Annotated in this window: 15 protein-coding genes; 6 read left to right on the forward strand and 9 right to left on the reverse strand. The window is 59.9% G+C overall.

Annotation, left to right across the window (positions count from 1 at the left end):
* The first annotated feature begins 49 nt into the window (after positions 1–49).
* The 4 genes from AB4O41_RS20535 to AB4O41_RS20550 all read left to right on the forward strand — a co-directional run bounded on the left by AB4O41_RS20535 (position 50) and on the right by AB4O41_RS20550 (position 3,117).
* The gene (locus AB4O41_RS20535; RefSeq protein WP_052967109.1) at positions 50–325 is read left to right on the forward strand and encodes a DUF493 domain-containing protein; all 276 of its coding nucleotides are present in this window, start codon (positions 50–52) and stop codon (positions 323–325) included.
* The gene (gene lipB, locus AB4O41_RS20540; RefSeq protein ID WP_460144441.1) at positions 325–972 is read left to right on the forward strand and encodes a lipoyl(octanoyl) transferase LipB; all 648 of its coding nucleotides are present in this window, start codon (positions 325–327) and stop codon (positions 970–972) included. Before AB4O41_RS20535 ends, lipB begins: the two co-directional genes overlap by 1 nt.
* Before the next feature lies 1 nt (position 973).
* The gene (lipA, locus tag AB4O41_RS20545) at positions 974–1,996 is read left to right on the forward strand and encodes a lipoyl synthase (RefSeq protein ID WP_007946663.1); all 1,023 of its coding nucleotides are present in this window, start codon (positions 974–976) and stop codon (positions 1,994–1,996) included.
* A 170-nt stretch (positions 1,997–2,166) separates the two neighbouring features.
* Positions 2,167–3,117 (forward strand): S66 peptidase family protein, encoded by a 951-nt coding sequence (locus AB4O41_RS20550; protein ID WP_460144442.1) that lies wholly within the window; start codon positions 2,167–2,169, stop codon positions 3,115–3,117.
* A gap of 115 nt (positions 3,118–3,232) precedes the next feature.
* On the opposite strand, the gene AB4O41_RS20555 is transcribed toward AB4O41_RS20550, so the two are convergent.
* The 5 genes from AB4O41_RS20555 to leuS all read right to left on the reverse strand — a co-directional run bounded on the left by AB4O41_RS20555 (position 3,233) and on the right by leuS (position 9,394).
* Positions 3,233–4,555 (reverse strand): lytic murein transglycosylase, encoded by a 1,323-nt coding sequence (locus AB4O41_RS20555; protein WP_460144443.1) that lies wholly within the window; start codon positions 4,553–4,555, stop codon positions 3,233–3,235.
* A 62-nt stretch (positions 4,556–4,617) separates the two neighbouring features.
* Positions 4,618–4,782 (reverse strand): alternative ribosome rescue factor ArfA, encoded by a 165-nt coding sequence (gene arfA, locus AB4O41_RS20560; protein WP_052967114.1) that lies wholly within the window; start codon positions 4,780–4,782, stop codon positions 4,618–4,620.
* Between the two features lie 233 nt (positions 4,783–5,015).
* Positions 5,016–6,053, reverse strand: a complete 1,038-nt coding sequence (holA, locus tag AB4O41_RS20565; RefSeq protein WP_460144444.1) for a DNA polymerase III subunit delta — start codon at positions 6,051–6,053, stop codon at positions 5,016–5,018.
* Positions 6,054–6,092: 39 nt separating this feature from the next.
* Complete coding sequence (locus AB4O41_RS20570; RefSeq protein ID WP_460144445.1) at positions 6,093–6,698, reverse strand: LPS-assembly lipoprotein LptE; 606 nt, start codon at positions 6,696–6,698, stop codon at positions 6,093–6,095.
* An 89-nt stretch (positions 6,699–6,787) separates the two neighbouring features.
* The gene (gene leuS, locus AB4O41_RS20575) at positions 6,788–9,394 is read right to left on the reverse strand and encodes a leucine--tRNA ligase (protein ID WP_460144446.1); all 2,607 of its coding nucleotides are present in this window, start codon (positions 9,392–9,394) and stop codon (positions 6,788–6,790) included.
* Between the two features lie 280 nt (positions 9,395–9,674).
* Here leuS and AB4O41_RS20580 point away from each other — a divergent pair, with 280 nt between their 5' ends.
* Positions 9,675–9,995, forward strand: a complete 321-nt coding sequence (locus AB4O41_RS20580) for a hypothetical protein (RefSeq protein WP_367373076.1) — start codon at positions 9,675–9,677, stop codon at positions 9,993–9,995.
* A 103-nt stretch (positions 9,996–10,098) separates the two neighbouring features.
* Positions 10,099–10,881, forward strand: a complete 783-nt coding sequence (locus tag AB4O41_RS20585) for a YdcF family protein (protein WP_460144447.1) — start codon at positions 10,099–10,101, stop codon at positions 10,879–10,881.
* Between the two features lie 132 nt (positions 10,882–11,013).
* Here the strand turns inward: AB4O41_RS20585 and lnt are convergent, their stop codons facing one another.
* Genes lnt through AB4O41_RS20605 form a run of 4 tightly spaced genes read right to left on the reverse strand, consistent with a single transcriptional unit; the run spans position 11,014 to position 14,900 of the window.
* Positions 11,014–12,537 carry an apolipoprotein N-acyltransferase gene (lnt, locus tag AB4O41_RS20590; protein ID WP_460144448.1) on the reverse strand — a complete coding sequence of 508 codons (1,524 nt, stop codon included), beginning with the start codon at positions 12,535–12,537 and terminating at the stop codon, positions 11,014–11,016.
* Between the two features lie 14 nt (positions 12,538–12,551).
* Positions 12,552–13,391, reverse strand: a complete 840-nt coding sequence (locus AB4O41_RS20595; RefSeq protein ID WP_237883120.1) for an HlyC/CorC family transporter — start codon at positions 13,389–13,391, stop codon at positions 12,552–12,554.
* Between the two features lie 5 nt (positions 13,392–13,396).
* Positions 13,397–13,891: an rRNA maturation RNase YbeY gene (gene ybeY / locus AB4O41_RS20600; protein ID WP_460144449.1), complete on the reverse strand. Its 495-nt coding sequence runs from the start codon at positions 13,889–13,891 to the stop codon at positions 13,397–13,399.
* On the reverse strand, positions 13,884–14,900 hold the full coding sequence (locus tag AB4O41_RS20605; protein WP_460144450.1) for a PhoH family protein: 1,017 nt from the start codon (positions 14,898–14,900) through the stop codon (positions 13,884–13,886). The genes ybeY and AB4O41_RS20605 overlap by 8 nt, the downstream gene beginning before the upstream one ends.
* Positions 14,901–15,010 lie beyond the last annotated feature (110 nt).

A 15,010-nucleotide genomic window follows, 5' to 3' on the forward strand; every position in this document is an offset into this window, starting at 1 on the left:
TCCGGAGCGGGGCCATGTCCGTTGCCACGGCTTACGAGGCCGTTACGCCATGACAGACACTGAAGTAAAGGCGCCAAAAATCGAATTCCCCTGCGCGGATTACCCGATCAAGGTAATCGGCGACACAGGCGTGGGTTTCAGGGACAAGATCATCGCGATCCTTGAGAAACACGCGACCGTTGACCACAACACCTTTGCCGAACGGCAGAGTACCAACGGCAAATACACGACCATCCAGTTGCACATCATCGCCACCGGCCAGGAACAGCTGTACGACATCAACAGCGAGTTGCGGGCTACCGGTTTCGTGCACATGGTGCTGTGATGTCTGGCACGCTGGGCTTTCGCGAACTCGGCCAGATGGCTTACGAGCCGGTCTGGCATGCCATGCAGCGCTTCACCAACGAACGCGGCACCACTGCCGCCGACGAGATCTGGCTGGTGGAACACCCTCCGGTGTTCACCCAAGGCCAGGCCGGCAAGGCTGAGCATCTGCTGTTGCCCGGGGATATTCCGGTGGTGAAGGTCGACCGCGGTGGTCAGGTGACTTATCACGGTCCCGGCCAATTGGTGGCCTACCTGTTGCTGGACGTGCGCAAGCTGGGGTTCGGCGTGCGTGACCTGGTCAGCCGCATGGAGCAATGCCTGATCGAGCTGCTGGCCAGCTACGGCGTGACCGCGGTGGCCAAGCCGGATGCGCCGGGTGTCTATGTCGATGGCGCGAAAATCGCTTCTCTGGGTCTGCGGATCCGCCACGGTTGCTCCTTTCATGGCCTGGCCTTGAACGTGGATATGAACCTGGAACCGTTTCGACGGATTAATCCCTGCGGCTACGCCGGGCTGGCAATGACCCAGCTGCGCGATCACGCAGGATCGATTGAATTTGCCGAGGTAAGTGCCCGGCTGCGCGCGCAGCTCGTCAAACACCTCGACTATGCTGAGCAGACGACCCTAACGGGCGGAATCGACTGATATGACTACTGATGCAGTGCAAACCATGATCCCGACGCTCGATGTCACCGAGCGTCCGGCCCCGCGTGCCAAGGTTGAAGCCGGCGTCAAGCTGCGCGGCGCCGAGAAGGTTGCACGCATCCCGGTGAAGATCATCCCGACCACTGAACTGCCGAAAAAACCCGACTGGATTCGCGTGCGCATCCCGGTTTCCCCGGAAGTCGACCGCATCAAGGCCCTGCTGCGCAAACACAAGCTGCACAGCGTGTGCGAAGAAGCATCCTGCCCGAACTTGGGCGAATGCTTCTCCGGCGGCACCGCGACCTTCATGATCATGGGTGACATCTGCACCCGTCGCTGCCCGTTCTGCGATGTTGGCCATGGTCGTCCGAAGCCACTGGACGTCAACGAGCCGGAAAGCCTGGCTATTGCCATCGCCGATCTGAAACTCAAGTACGTCGTAATCACCTCGGTAGACCGCGACGACCTGCGTGACGGCGGTGCCCAGCACTTTGCCGACTGCATCCGCGAAATCCGCAAGCTGTCGCCGAACGTTCAGCTCGAGACTTTGGTCCCGGACTACCGTGGCCGCATGGACGTCGCGCTGGAAATCACTGCCGCCGAGCCGCCGGATGTGTTCAACCACAACCTGGAAACCGTGCCGCGCCTGTACAAGGCTGCGCGTCCGGGTTCGGATTACCAGTGGTCGCTGACCCTGCTGCAACGCTTCAAGCAGATGATGCCGCACATTCCGACCAAGTCCGGTTTGATGCTGGGCCTGGGCGAAACCGACGAAGAAGTGATCGAAGTCATGAAGCGCATGCGCGAACACGACATCGACATGCTGACCCTGGGTCAGTACCTGCAACCGTCTCGCAGCCACTTGCCGGTGCAGCGTTTCGTGCACCCGGATACCTTCGCCTGGTTCGCCGAGGAAGGTTACAAGATGGGCTTCAAGAACGTCGCTTCCGGCCCGCTGGTACGTTCCTCGTACCACGCCGACGAGCAGGCGAAACTGGTCAAGGCCGAGCTGATGTCGTCCTGATCCCGCTGTGAGAAAACGCCCGCAAGGATTTTTACCCTTGCGGGCGTTTTCATTGGCGTTGCTTACGGCCATTATCGCCTTTTCCTGCAAGCCGCAGTACGACTGACCCTCTTCTGTTTATTCCCGTTCCTGACTACTGTGTGCTGAAGCGTTCACAGGGAGAATCATGGATGACTGCTCGACCGACCCACACCCTTTGTCCTCATGCCCCCGTTCCGGCCTTGCCGCCTGCAGGGCTGATCGGCGTGATCGCGCCCGCCGGCCCCGCAGCGCTGGACACCGATAAAGCCATTGCCTGGATGCGCGCTCGCGGCTATTCGCTGCGGGTGTTTCCCGGTGTTTATGAGAAAGATGGCTACCTGGCCGGCAGCGATGATGTGCGGCTCAATGACTTGCATGGCGCATTCGCCGACAACGAGGTCGATGCCATCATCTGTCTGCGTGGTGGTTACGGTACGCCGCGTTTGCTCGATCGCATCGATTTCGAATTACTACGCAACAACGCCAAGCCGTTTATCGGCTACAGCGACGTCACTGCACTGCACTCGGCCATCAGTCGTTATGCCGGGTTCGTGACTTTCCATGGCCCGATGCTCAACGCTGACCTGCTGGGTGACAAGCAGCAACCCACCGAGTTCTCGTTTTTCAACATGCTGCGCGGGCAGGTGAAGGCGGGCAGTGTGCTTTCTCACCCGGTGGCCTGGCCGTTGACCACAATCGAGCCCGGCATCGCTCACGGACGTTTGCTGGGGGGCAATCTGTCGATAATCGCCGCGACCATGGGCACGCCTTATGAGATCGATGCCGAGGGCGTCATCCTGTTCATCGAGGACATTAACGAGCCGCTGTATCGCATCGACCGGCTGCTGACTCATTTGCGTCTGGCCGGCACGCTGCACAAGCTGCGTGGGGTTCTGGTGGGGGATGTGGCAGGGGTTGATGCGATTGCGCTGGGGAGGTTGCTCAAGCAGACCTTTACTTCTTTGCGGATACCGGTGCTGTCCGGATGGCGCAGCGGGCATTGTGATCCGAATTTGACGCTGCCGATGGGCGCGCTGATCAGGCTGGATGCGGGGGAAAAGACGTTGGTGTTGGAGCAGGATGTGGTGATCAGGCGGTAGAGTTCGTCGCCTGTTAGTCAGTCATCGCGGGCAAGCCCGCTCCCACAAGTTTTAAGGTGTACACAATGTTGTGATCATCTATGAACCTGTGGGAGCGGGCTTGCCCGCGATGCTTTTAGCGGCTACGCAACCCTTCCAGCAACTTGTGCGTCGGATAACCATCCGCCGGCCAGCCAAACGACTGCTGGGCGCTGCGGATCGCTTTGCGGGTATTGGCGCCGATAATCCCGTCGGCGGTCCCTGCGTCGTAGTTCTGGGCACTCAGCAGGTTTTGCAGCTCGATTCGCTCGGTACGGCTTAGCGGCAAGTCATCTTTTGGCCATAGACCGCTGATCAAGCCGCCGCCATTGAAACGCTCGGACAACAGACTCACGGCCAAGGCGTAGGACGAAGAGTTGTTGTACTTGAGGATCGCGCGAAAGTTATCGAGGATCAGGAACGCCGGGCCGCGATAGCCTGCTGGCAGCAGCAGGGCGGCCGACAGGTGTTCGGAGCCTGCCGGAACCTGAGCGCCATTGGGCAGGGTCACCCCCAATTGTCGCCATTCGGCAACGCTCTTGCGAATCGTGCCATCGGCCAGGGCGTAATTGAAGTCGCTCGGCAGCTGTGCTTCGAAACCCCAGGGCTGGCCTTTCTGCCAGCCGGAGCTTTGCAGGTAGTGCGCGGTCGAGGCCAGTGCATCGGCGGAGCTGTTCCAGATGTCGCGGCGGCCGTCACCGTCGAAGTCCACGGCGTGGGTATTGTAGGTGGTCGGAATGAACTGGGTCTGGCCCATGGCGCCGGCCCAGGAACCGAGCATTTTCTCAGGTTCGATATCGCCCTGTTGCAGGATTTGCAGGGCAGCGATCAGCTGTGCGTGAGCAAAGCCCGGACGTCGACCTTCATAAGCCAGGGTCGCCAGGGAGTTGATCACCGACTTGTTGCCCTGGAACTGACCAAAGTTACTTTCCATGCCCCACACCGCAACCAGAGCCTGGCGGTCGACGCCGTAGCGCTGTTCGATGCTTTGCAGGATGTCGGCGTACTGGCTGACCAGCGCCTGACCTTTGCGCACCCGCAGCGGCGACAGCGCGCCATCGAGGTATTCCCACACCGGGCGAGTAAATTCTGGTTGGCTGCGATCGGCACGGATCACGCTGTCGTCCATGCTGACATTGGCAAAAGCACGGTCGAACAGGTCGGCGCGAATACCGGCGGCGAGGGCGTCGTTACGAAACCCCGCTTGCCATTCGGCAAAGGTCTGGGTTGGCTGGATGTCAAGATTCTCACCGTTTGGAACCACCGGCGGAATGATCGCAGGGGCCGTCGCAACGGTGCGGGTCTGAAGCGGTTGGGCGTCGGCGGCGGTGGGTTTTTCCGCGCAGGCGACAAGCAGAACGAGGCTGGAGGCAGCTATCAGTTGGCGAAGGTGCCAACGACGGGAAAGACAAAGGGGCATGCACAGGTCCAGAGGATACGAATCAGGTGCAGACCTTAACATGTTGAGCGATGGCTTGCCTTTCAGGCCGCCAGAAAGTAAGAAGCCTCCCAGCTATTAGACTGGAAGGCTTCGCGGCGGTAGCTGCCTTTGCCCTTGCCGGCTCGTTCCTGACGGCTGCGGAACAGTGGCTGGGCGATGATGGATTTGGCCTTGTTGGGGCCATTCCTGGATGGCTTTTTGCTCATGATCAGATCTCTTGAGTGAGTGGGTTTTGCGGGGGGAATAATCTGCCGAAGTAGGGGTTCTGTCTAGTCCCCACACTGTGTAGGAAATGATACCTGTGGCGAGGGAGCTTGCTCCCGCTCGGCTGCGTAGCAGTCGTGAAACGGGTAACCGAGGAATATCTGAAGACGCGCGGTGATTGGTTTTAGGGTCGCTTCGCAACCCAGCGGGAGCAAGCTCCCTCGCCACAAAAGCCTTATTCGGCAGGCAACGACAATCTCTGCCCGGCCATCAACAGCGTCAACCGACTCAGGCTCATCCATGGAGAACCCGCAGCCTGACCTTTGATCTGCGCGTCGATGCGCTGCGCTTCGAGCAACAACTGCGCCCAGCGTTGCGCCGAGTAACGTTGCAGCGCCTTGCTCATCAGCGGTTTGCGTTTGTCCCAGATCGGCGGTCGGGCCTGGCTGAAGGCTTTGTCCAGCGGCACGCCCTGGCTGTATTGCAGCGACAGGTTGGCCAGCAGGCGCAGCTCCCGGGCCAGCGCCCAGAGAATCACCGGCGGTTCGACGCCTTCGCCGCGCAACCCTTCGAGCATGCGCAAGGCGTGAGCAGCCTCGCCATTAAGAATCGCATCGGTCAGGCCGAAGACATCGAAACGCGCACTGTCAGCCACTGCCGCTTGCACGGTTTCGACGGTGATCTGGCCACCCTCGGCCATCAGCTTGAGCTTTTCGATTTCCTGAGCGGCTGCCAACAGGTTGCCCTCGACCCGAGCGGCGATCAGTTCGACGGCGTCCTGACTGGCTGAAAGCCCGGCCTGGGACAGGCGTTGACGGATCCAGCTCGGCAACTGGTTGGTGTCCACGGGCCAGATCTGCACGAACTGGGTCTGCGGACCTTCGACCAGTGCCTTGCCCCACTTGGTTTTCTGCGCACTGCCATCAAGCTTGGGCAGGCTGATCAGCAGCACCGTGTCTTCAGCCGGGCGCGAGCAGTATTCGATGAGTGCCGCCGCGCCTTTGTCGCCGGGCTTGCCGGAGGGCAGACGCAGTTCCAGAAGACGTTTTTCGGCGAACAGCGACATGCTGGCGCCGGCCTGCAGCAGCGTGCCCCAGTCGAAACTGGCGTCGGCGGCAAAGACCTGGCGTTCATCGAAACCTTGCAGGCGGGCAGCCGCGCGAATGGCGTCGGCGGCTTCCTGACACAACAGTGGGTCATCGCCACTGATGATGTAGACCGGCGCGAGGGCGCCTTGCAGGTGTTTACCGAGTTGGGCGGGGGCGAGTTTCATAAGAAGAGGCGAACGGGGCGCCTGAGCGCCCCGTAAGGCTTATTGCTGCGGCAGTTCGACAGGTGACTGACGCGGCGTCTGCGCTTCAGCCTTTTGCGCTGCTTCCAATGCGTCGGCTTCAGCCTTGGCCCTGGCGTCAGCGGTCTGTTGCAGCTGTTCCAACTGCGTCGGGGTCAGCTGTTGCAGGCGCAACATCATGCGTTGAACCAGTTCACGACGCATGTCCTTTCGGGCGTCGTTGGCTTCCTGGTCGGAACCCACCAGGTTATTGCCGTCATGGATGAAGACTTTCTGCACTTGCAGCTTGTCGCTGAGCAGTGGCAGGTTGCCCTGACCGCGGATGTCGTAGTTCAGCACCATGGTCATCTCATACTCGCCAGTACGGCCGGCACCGGCATAACTGAGGATGCGCTGGGTTTCCTGCTCGTCAGCCAGATACAGCTTGTAAGGCGCGCCGCTATAGACCTTGACGCCGCTGCTTTCCAGCACCTGACGCATTTGCGTCACGGTTTCGCCATAGGCATTGCGGGCGCTCAGATCGAGTTCCTTGATTGCCAGTTCGGTGGTGCCGGTGCCGCGCAGCTGGAAACCGCAGGCGCTCAGCAGGACTGCAAGGCCCATTACCAGCAAATTGCGTTTGATCATCTTGTTGCTCCCCTTGAAACCATGTGGGCCGGTCAAGCGGCCCGAAAGGTTTTACTCGGCGCCAGGCATGACCTGGCGCCCGATCCAATTTAGCTGGCGACGATATTGACCAGTTTCCCGGGCACTACGATCACTTTGCGGATAGTCAGGCCATCGACGAAGCGCAGAACGTTTTCGTTGGCGCGTGCGGCAGCTTCGACTTCTTCGCGGCTGGCGCTGGCCGGCATTTCGATGTGGCCGCGCAGTTTGCCATTCACTTGAATGACAAGCTGCAGGCTGTCCTGCACCAGGGCGTTTTCGTCCAGTACCGGCCAACCGGCATCGATTACCGGGTCAGCATGGCCCAGTCGATGCCACAGTTCGTGGCTGATGTGCGGGGTGATCGGTGCCAGCAGCAGGACTACGGCTTCCAGACCTTCGTGAATCAGTGCGCGATCCTGTTCGGTGCCTTGCGCGGCTTTTTCCAGCACGTTCATCAGCGTCATCACTTGGGCGATGGCGGTGTTGAATTTGTGGTTCTGGCCGACGTCGTGGCTGGCCTGCTTGATGGCCTGGTGGATCGAACGGCGAATGGCTTTCTGTTCGTCGTTCAGGCTGGTGACGTCCAGTTTGCCCGGAAGGCCCTGAGTGACGTGCGCTTGAGCCAGACGCCAGACGCGTTTGAGGAAGCGGTGCGAACCCTCTACGCCGGAGTCGGACCATTCCGCGCTCATGTCGGGCGGGGAGGCAAACATCATGAACAGTCGGCAGGTGTCTGCGCCGAACTGGTCAATCATCGACTGTGGGTCAACGCCGTTGTTCTTTGACTTGGCCATCTTCTCGGTGCCACCGATTTCCACCGGCAGACCGTCTGCAATCAGCTTGGCGCTAATGACCTTGGCTTTGCTGTCACGCTCAAGTTCGACGTCCGCCGGGTTGAACCAGGTGTAAGCACCGTTGGCTTCGCGACGATAATAAGTCTCGGCGATCACCATGCCCTGGGTCAGCAGGTTCTTGAACGGCTCGTTGGAGCTCACCAGGCCTTCGTCGCGCATCAGCTTGTGGAAGAAGCGCGCATAAAGCAGGTGGAGAATGGCGTGTTCGATACCGCCGATGTACTGATCCACTGGCAGCCAATGGTCGGCAGCCGCTTTGTCTACCAGGCCACCTTCATAGTGCGGCGAGGCGTAGCGGGCGTAGTACCACGAGGACTCGACAAAGGTGTCCATGGTGTCGGTTTCACGCTTGGCCGCAGCGCCGCATTTCGGGCAGGTGCACTCGTAGAACTCGGGCATGCGCGCCAGCGGCGAACCGGCGCCGTCGGGTACGACGTCTTCCGGCAATACCACAGGCAATTGATCTTCCGGGACCGGCACATCACCGCAGGTGTTGCAGTGGATGATCGGGATCGGGCAGCCCCAGTAGCGTTGGCGGCTGATGCCCCAGTCACGCAGGCGGAACTGAGTGCGCGAGGCTCCGAGGTTTTTCTTGATCAGCGCCACTTCGATGGCGTCGAAGGCGCCGGCGAAGTCGAGGCCGTCGAATTCGCCGGAGTTGATCAGCGTGCCGTGCTCGCCGTACGCATCCTGCCAAGGGGCCGGGTTGGTGTCACCTGCACTGGTGCGCACCACGGATTTGATCGGCAGGTTGTACTTGGTGGCGAACTCGAAATCACGTTCATCGTGAGCCGGAACAGCCATCACCGCGCCATCGCCGTAATGCATCAGCACGTAGTTGGCGACCCACACCGGGAGTTTCTCACCGGTCAGCGGATGCTCGACGAACAGCGAGGTCGGCAGGCCTTTTTTCTCTTGAGTGGCGACGTCGGCTTCGGCGACGCTGCCGCCCTTGCATTCAGCGATGAACGCTTGCAGCTCAGGGTTGTTTTGCGCGGCCAGGGTAGCCAAATGGTGTTCGGCGGCCACGGCAACGTAGGTCGCGCCCATCAGGGTGTCTGGACGGGTGGTGAATACTTTCAGCGCGCCGGCTTCGCCGATGGAGGCGACGTCGTACGGGAACTGCACTTCCATGCCGCGGGATTTGCCGATCCAGTTGCGCTGCATGGTCTTGACCTGTTCAGGCCAGCCCGTCAGTTCGTCGAGGCTTTCCAGCAGCTCGTCCGCGTAAGCGGTGATCTTGAAGTAGTACATCGGGATTTCGCGCTTTTCGATCAGCGCGCCGGAACGCCAGCCGCGACCGTCGATCACCTGTTCGTTGGCCAGAACGGTCTGGTCGACCGGGTCCCAGTTCACGGTGCCGCTTTTTTTGTAAATCACGCCTTTTTCGAACAGGCGAGTGAACAGCCATTGTTCCCAGCGGTAGTAATCGGGCTTGCAGGTGGTCACTTCGCGCGACCAGTCCACCGCCAGGCCCAGGCTGCGCAACTGGGTTTTCATGTAGGCGATGTTTTCGTAGGTCCACTTGGCGGGCGCTACGTTGTTCTTCATCGCGGCGTTTTCCGCCGGCATGCCGAAGGCGTCCCAACCCATGGGTTGCAGGACGTTCTTGCCTTGCATGCGCTGGTAGCGGGAGATCACGTCGCCGATGGTGTAGTTGCGCACGTGCCCCATGTGTAGCTTGCCGCTGGGGTAAGGGAACATCGACAGGCAGTAGAACGTCTCCTTGCCTGGCTGTTCACTGACTTCAAAGGACTTTTGCTCGTCCCAGAACGACTGGGCGGCGGCTTCGATTTCACGGGGCTGATATTGTTCGTGCATGGCTACTTTTGAACTGAATAGGGGTGGCCTAATCCTCTTCAATGCAACGCTGGACGGTGATAACGCCAAATCGGCGTTTCAGTGTCCAGGCGAGCTGGAAGTGGAGTTACAGGAAGCGCCGTAGCATACATGACCGCGCTCTACCGAGGGAAACCCTGATTACACGCAAGGACGCAGCGAATACCCGTCCCGAGGGCCGTTGGTCGCGGCACTCAGCCGGTTTTTTCAGTGAGGCTAAGCTCTAAAAGGGGAGTGAGTCTTATCTTCAATGAGGTGATGGATGGTTGAGTCACAGCAAAATGCTACAAAACCGGAGCTGTACGAAAGACTGATAGACCGTCTCGCAATGGCCTTGGATGTGGCCAAAACCGCCGGTCGGCTTCGCGATGAGCGCCCCCTGGAGCTGGAGCTGCGTGGCTTGAGCCCCGCAGAGTTTGAACTGGTCAAGGCGTACTTGGACCGTAGTGAGCGTGAGACGCACGGATGCTTGTCAGCAGCAGTGAAGCAACTCGAAGCACCACGTTCGGCCAAGATCATCTGGCTCAAGGACAAGGCACCCGGCAAAGGCTCGGTAAAGGTCCGGTCTTTGCAATTCAAGTAAGGCACTGAGCCGTGGGATATGCTTTTTTGAAGCAAAGTCCTTCCACATTTGTTGTCGCATTGTGTCAATCCACCTAGGCTTCGGGCATCTATGGAGATGCCCGATGCCTTTTCGTTATTTCATTAAACAACTTCTATTGCCGCCCGGCATTTTATTGCTGTTGCTGGTGCTTGCCTGGTGGTGGCGCCGCTCAAGGCCGAGGCTGGCGGGGTTGTGTTTCATCCTGGGCGTAGGCGGCTTCTGGTTGATGAGCCTGCCAGTGATGGTGGAGTGGAGTGCCAAGGCCCTGGAGCGCGAGCCGCCGCTGATGCGCGAGGAATGGGCAACCTTGGGCCGACGGGCCGATGCGATCGTGGTGCTGGGTTCAGGGCGTGAGCGTGGCGACCTGGCTTGGGGCGTCGACCAGCCGACCGGCGTAGGCTTGGGGCGCGAGCGCTATGCTGCGCGCTTGGCCAAGGCGTCCGGCTTGCCGATTCTGGCCAGTGGTGGTCTGCATTACGGCACGCCACCGACCGAAGCGAAACTGATGGCGGACTCATTGCTCGATGATTTTGGCGTGACGGTACGCTGGCAGGAAGGGCGCAGCCGCACGACCTGGGAAAACGCGCAACTCAGCGCTCAGGTGTTGTTGCCAGAGGGGATCAAGCGGGTGGTGGTCGTGACTCAGGCCTGGCACATGCCGCGAGCGGTCTGGAGTTTTCAGCAGGCCGGATTTGAAGTGGTGCCAGCGCCAGTGGGTTTTTTAGGCGTGGACAATGCCCGGCCGCTGGGCGGCTGGATGCCGGAATTCAAATCGATCTGGCAGAGCGGGCAGTTGATGAATGAGGCGGTGGGGCAGATCGGGTATTGGATGTTCTATCGAGGTGATGTCGACGCTGCTGATTGATGATGTGCTTGTGATGCCGTCTTCGCGAGCAAGCCCGCTCCCACATTTGATCTCTGGTGTTCACAAAATCTGTGTTCACTGCCGATCTAATGTGGGAGCGGCGGTGCGGCGATCCGCTTGCTCGCGAAGCTTTTAAACGGTCTTCGCCATCCGGTTGGCCACCAACGCCCAGCCAAATAACAACACGCAAACAATGATCAACGGCCACGAACGCCATTCCAGGTACGGCGTCAGGTTGTGCATCGGCACCACTTCGCCATACAGAATGCCTTGTTCGAACTGCGGAATCTGCACAGTGATCTGACCGAACGGGTTGATCAGGCCGGTCACGCCGTTGTTGGTGGCGCGGATCATCCAGCGACCGGCCTCAAGTGCGCGCATCTGCGCCATCTGCAAATGTTGCAGAGGGCCGATCGAGGTGCCGAACCAGGTATCGTTGCTGATGGTCAGCAGCAAATCGCTGCGGGCGGCGAGGCCTGCGGCGAATTCCGGGTAGACCACTTCGTAGCAGATGAACGGCGCAATCTGATAACCCTTGGCTTGTAGCAGCGCTTGATCGGCAGGCCCACGAGCAAAGTCGGACATGGGCAGGTCGAAGAAAGCGATCAGGCCGCGCAAGACTTCCTGCAATGGAACGTATTCGCCGAACGGCACCAGTTTCTGCTTCAGATAAGTGCCATCGCCTTCACCGACAACGGTAATGCCGTTGAAGAAGCGCTTCTCGTGGTGGACTACCTGGCGAATCGGCACGCCGGTAATCAGCGCGGATTTACGTTCGGCGGCGAAGCTTCCCATCATGTTCAGGTAGCCCTCGGCGGACTCCTTGAGCACAGGGACCGCCGTTTCCGGCCAGATCAGCAGGTCGACGCGTTTGGAGCTGAAGCTCATGTCGCGGTACAGCGCCAATTGCGCATTGAGCTGCGACGGGTCCCATTTCATGCTTTGTTCAATGTTGCCCTGAAGCGCCGCGACGCTCAGTGGTGCGCCCGCCGGGCTGGTCCAGGCATGTTCCTTGAGCGCCATGCCGGCCATCCATGGGCCAGCCAGCAGCAACACGCCGACAGCGATGAAGCCTTTACGGCCAGTGCGCACCAGTCGCATAGCGTTGTAGAGCAGTGCAGACGTCAGGGCCAGGGTGAAGGAAATCAGCCACATTCCGCCGACCGGCGCGAGCCCGGCCAGTGGGCCGTCGAGCTGGCTGTAACCGGAATAGAGCCATGGGAAACCGGTAAGGAACCAGCCGCGAAAGGCTTCCTGACCCACCCACAAAGCCGCAAATGCCAAGGCATCGGCCAGCGGTGCCTCGTTACGGCGCAGCCAGCGCGCCCAAATCCAGGCGGGCAGAGCGAAGAACCAGGCAATCGCCGCGGTGAAGAGCAGCATCAAGAATCCGGCCAGCAGCACCGAGGCGCCGCCAAAGTTGTGGATGCTGTAGTAGATCCAGCTAGTGCCCGCGGCAAACAGGCCGAAACCGAAACACCATCCACGCCCCAAGGCTTGGCGGGGGCTCAGTTCACGCAAACCGGCGTAAAAGAAACCGACCGCCAGCAATGCCAGCGGCCAGATATCGAACGGCGCCAGGGCCAGGGTAGTGAGTGCGCCGGCCGCCACGGCCAGCAGGTTACCGGGCCAGCCGGGGCGGGTGATACGGAGCATTTCAGTCCTTAGAATTACCGGGCGATAGGTGTCAAACGCAGCAAATGAATCCGACGGCTGTCGGCGTTCAGGATGCGGAAGCGATAGGCGCCGATTTCAGTGATTTCATTGCGTTTTGGCAAGTGCCCGAACGCGCTCATCACCAAACCGCCGACGGTGTCGAATTCATCGTCGGAGAATTCGCTGTCGAAGAACTCGTTGAAGTTATCGATCGGCGTCAGGGCCTTGATCAGGAAGTCACCGCTGGGCAGCGGCTTGATGTAGCTGTCTTCTTCGACGTCGTGCTCGTCTTCGATGTCGCCGACGATCTGTTCCAGCACGTCTTCGATGGTCACCAGGCCGGCCACACCGCCGTATTCGTCAATGACGATGGCCATGTGGTTATGGTTGGCGCGAAACTCGCGCAGCAGCACATTCAGGCGCTTGGACTCGGGCACGAACGTGGCCGGGCGCAGCAGATCCTTGATGTTGAAGCTGTCACCGTTTTCCTTGAGGATCAACGGCAGCAAGTCCTTGGCCAGCAACACGCCCATCACGTCATCGTGGCTTTCACCGATCACCGGATAGCGGGAGTGGGCCGATTCGACAACGGCCGGCAGGAACTCGCGGGGTGTCTGGGTCGCCTTGATGCTGATCATCTGCGAGCGCGGGACCATGATGTCCCGCACCTGCAGGTCTGCAACCTGGATGGCGCCTTCGACGATGGCCAGCGCTTCGCTGTCCAGCAACTTGTTTTGATGTGCATCGCGCAGCAGCTCCAGCAGCTCCTGACGGTTCTTCGGCTCGTGGGCAAAAGCCTGGGTGAGCTTACCCAGCCATGACTTCTGCCCGTTGCTCGATCGATCTTCGCTCATAGCGATTACTCTGAATCCTTTGTTGTTACGGTAGGGGATGTGTCTGTTTCGTCGTCCGCATAAGGGTCCGGATGACCCAACTCTGCAAGCAACGTTCGTTCCAGTGCTTCCATTTCTTCGGCTTCATCGTCATCTATATGGTCGTAACCAAGCAGATGCAAGCAGCCGTGAATGACCAGATGCGCCCAGTGGGCCTTTAATTCCTTGCCTTGTTCCGCCGCTTCGCGCTCGACCACTGCTACGCAGATCACCAGATCGCCAAGCAAGGGAATGTCGAGAAACTCATCGGGGACATCAGCCGGGAATGACAAAACGTTGGTGGCGTAGTCTTTCTGCCGCCAGGTGAAGTTCAGTTCACGGGCTTCCTCCTCGTCGACCAAACGGATGGTCATTTCGGAGTCGGCAGTACGCTGGCGCAGGGCCAGTTCGCACCATTGACGGAATTCGGCTTCGCTTGGGGCAGGCGCTTCGGTAGCCAGTTGCAGATCAAGCTCAAGCATCGGGGCGAGTGTCCTTGGGAGAGAGCTTCGCCGGTTCGTCGGCTGTGCGATTTTCGAAGCGCTCGTAGGCTTCGACAATGCGCTGCACCAGCGGATGGCGCACCACGTCCTTGGGCATGAAGTGGGTGAAGCTGATACCCGGTACGTCTTTCAACACCTCGATCACGTGATGCAGCCCGGACTTGGTGCCTTTCGGCAGGTCGACCTGGGTGATGTCACCCGTGATGACGGCGGTGGAGCCGAAGCCGATCCGGGTCAGGAACATCTTCATCTGCTCGACGGTGGTGTTCTGGCTTTCGTCGAGGATGATGAAGCTGTTGTTCAGCGTACGACCGCGCATGTAGGCCAGCGGTGCGACTTCGATCACTTGACGCTCGATCAGCTTGGCGACGTATTCGAAGCCGAGCATTTCGTAGAGTGCGTCGTAGAGCGGGCGAAGGTACGGGTCGATTTTCTGGGACAGGTCGCCGGGCAGGAAGCCGAGCTTTTCGCCCGCTTCAACCGCCGGACGGACCAGCAGAATGCGGCGAATTTGCTCGCGCTCCAATGCGTCTACCGCGCAGGCAACGGCCAAATAGGTCTTGCCGGTACCGGCCGGGCCGATGCCGAAGTTGATGTCGTTACCGAGGATTTCCTTCACATAGCGCAGCTGATTCAAGCCGCGAGGGCGAATCATGCCTTTCTTGGTGCGCAAGGCGACGGACGGTTCGGCGGGGGAGTGGTTGTCCAGTTCCTCGACGGCCGATTCCTGCAGGAACAGGTGAACCATGTCCGGCGACAGCTCGGTACCTTTGGTTTCCCGGTACAGGCGGCGCAGCAGGTTTTCCGCGGAGGTGGTGTGCTTGGGCTCGCCGATCAGTTCGAACTGGTTTCCACGGTTGCGGATCTCGATAGCGAGGCGCTGTTCGATCAAGCGCAGATGCTCGTCGAATTGCCCGCACAGATTGGCGAAGCGGCGAGCTTCAAAAGGCTCGAGGATGAAACGATGTGGTTCTATGGGTGCGTTCAAGGTCGTATTTAGCCGCCCAGGGGCAATTATGATGAATCAAGGATAGCGCCAGTCGCCTGGGTGCGAAAGCTCTTAAATATCGCAAAGTCAGTCACCGTCCCTGTGGGCGC

The organism is Pseudomonas sp. S2_A02, from assembly GCF_054668495.1.

Excerpts from the sequence above, each read along its gene's own strand:
- AB4O41_RS20535 (WP_052967109.1), top strand. The coding sequence starts at position 50 with ATGACAGACACTGAAGTAAAGGCGCCAAAAATCGAATTCCCCTGCGCG.
- lipB (WP_460144441.1), top strand. The coding sequence starts at position 325 with ATGTCTGGCACGCTGGGCTTTCGCGAACTCGGCCAGATGGCTTACGAG.
- lipA (WP_007946663.1), top strand. The coding sequence starts at position 974 with ATGACTACTGATGCAGTGCAAACCATGATCCCGACGCTCGATGTCACC.
- AB4O41_RS20550 (WP_460144442.1), top strand. The coding sequence starts at position 2,167 with ATGACTGCTCGACCGACCCACACCCTTTGTCCTCATGCCCCCGTTCCG.
- AB4O41_RS20555 (WP_460144443.1), bottom strand. The coding sequence starts at position 4,555 with ATGCCCCTTTGTCTTTCCCGTCGTTGGCACCTTCGCCAACTGATAGCT.
- arfA (WP_052967114.1), bottom strand. The coding sequence starts at position 4,782 with ATGAGCAAAAAGCCATCCAGGAATGGCCCCAACAAGGCCAAATCCATC.
- holA (WP_460144444.1), bottom strand. The coding sequence starts at position 6,053 with ATGAAACTCGCCCCCGCCCAACTCGGTAAACACCTGCAAGGCGCCCTC.
- AB4O41_RS20570 (WP_460144445.1), bottom strand. The coding sequence starts at position 6,698 with ATGATCAAACGCAATTTGCTGGTAATGGGCCTTGCAGTCCTGCTGAGC.
- leuS (WP_460144446.1), bottom strand. The coding sequence starts at position 9,394 with ATGCACGAACAATATCAGCCCCGTGAAATCGAAGCCGCCGCCCAGTCG.
- AB4O41_RS20580 (WP_367373076.1), top strand. The coding sequence starts at position 9,675 with ATGGTTGAGTCACAGCAAAATGCTACAAAACCGGAGCTGTACGAAAGA.
- AB4O41_RS20585 (WP_460144447.1), top strand. The coding sequence starts at position 10,099 with ATGCCTTTTCGTTATTTCATTAAACAACTTCTATTGCCGCCCGGCATT.
- lnt (WP_460144448.1), bottom strand. The coding sequence starts at position 12,537 with ATGCTCCGTATCACCCGCCCCGGCTGGCCCGGTAACCTGCTGGCCGTG.
- AB4O41_RS20595 (WP_237883120.1), bottom strand. The coding sequence starts at position 13,391 with ATGAGCGAAGATCGATCGAGCAACGGGCAGAAGTCATGGCTGGGTAAG.
- ybeY (WP_460144449.1), bottom strand. The coding sequence starts at position 13,891 with ATGCTTGAGCTTGATCTGCAACTGGCTACCGAAGCGCCTGCCCCAAGC.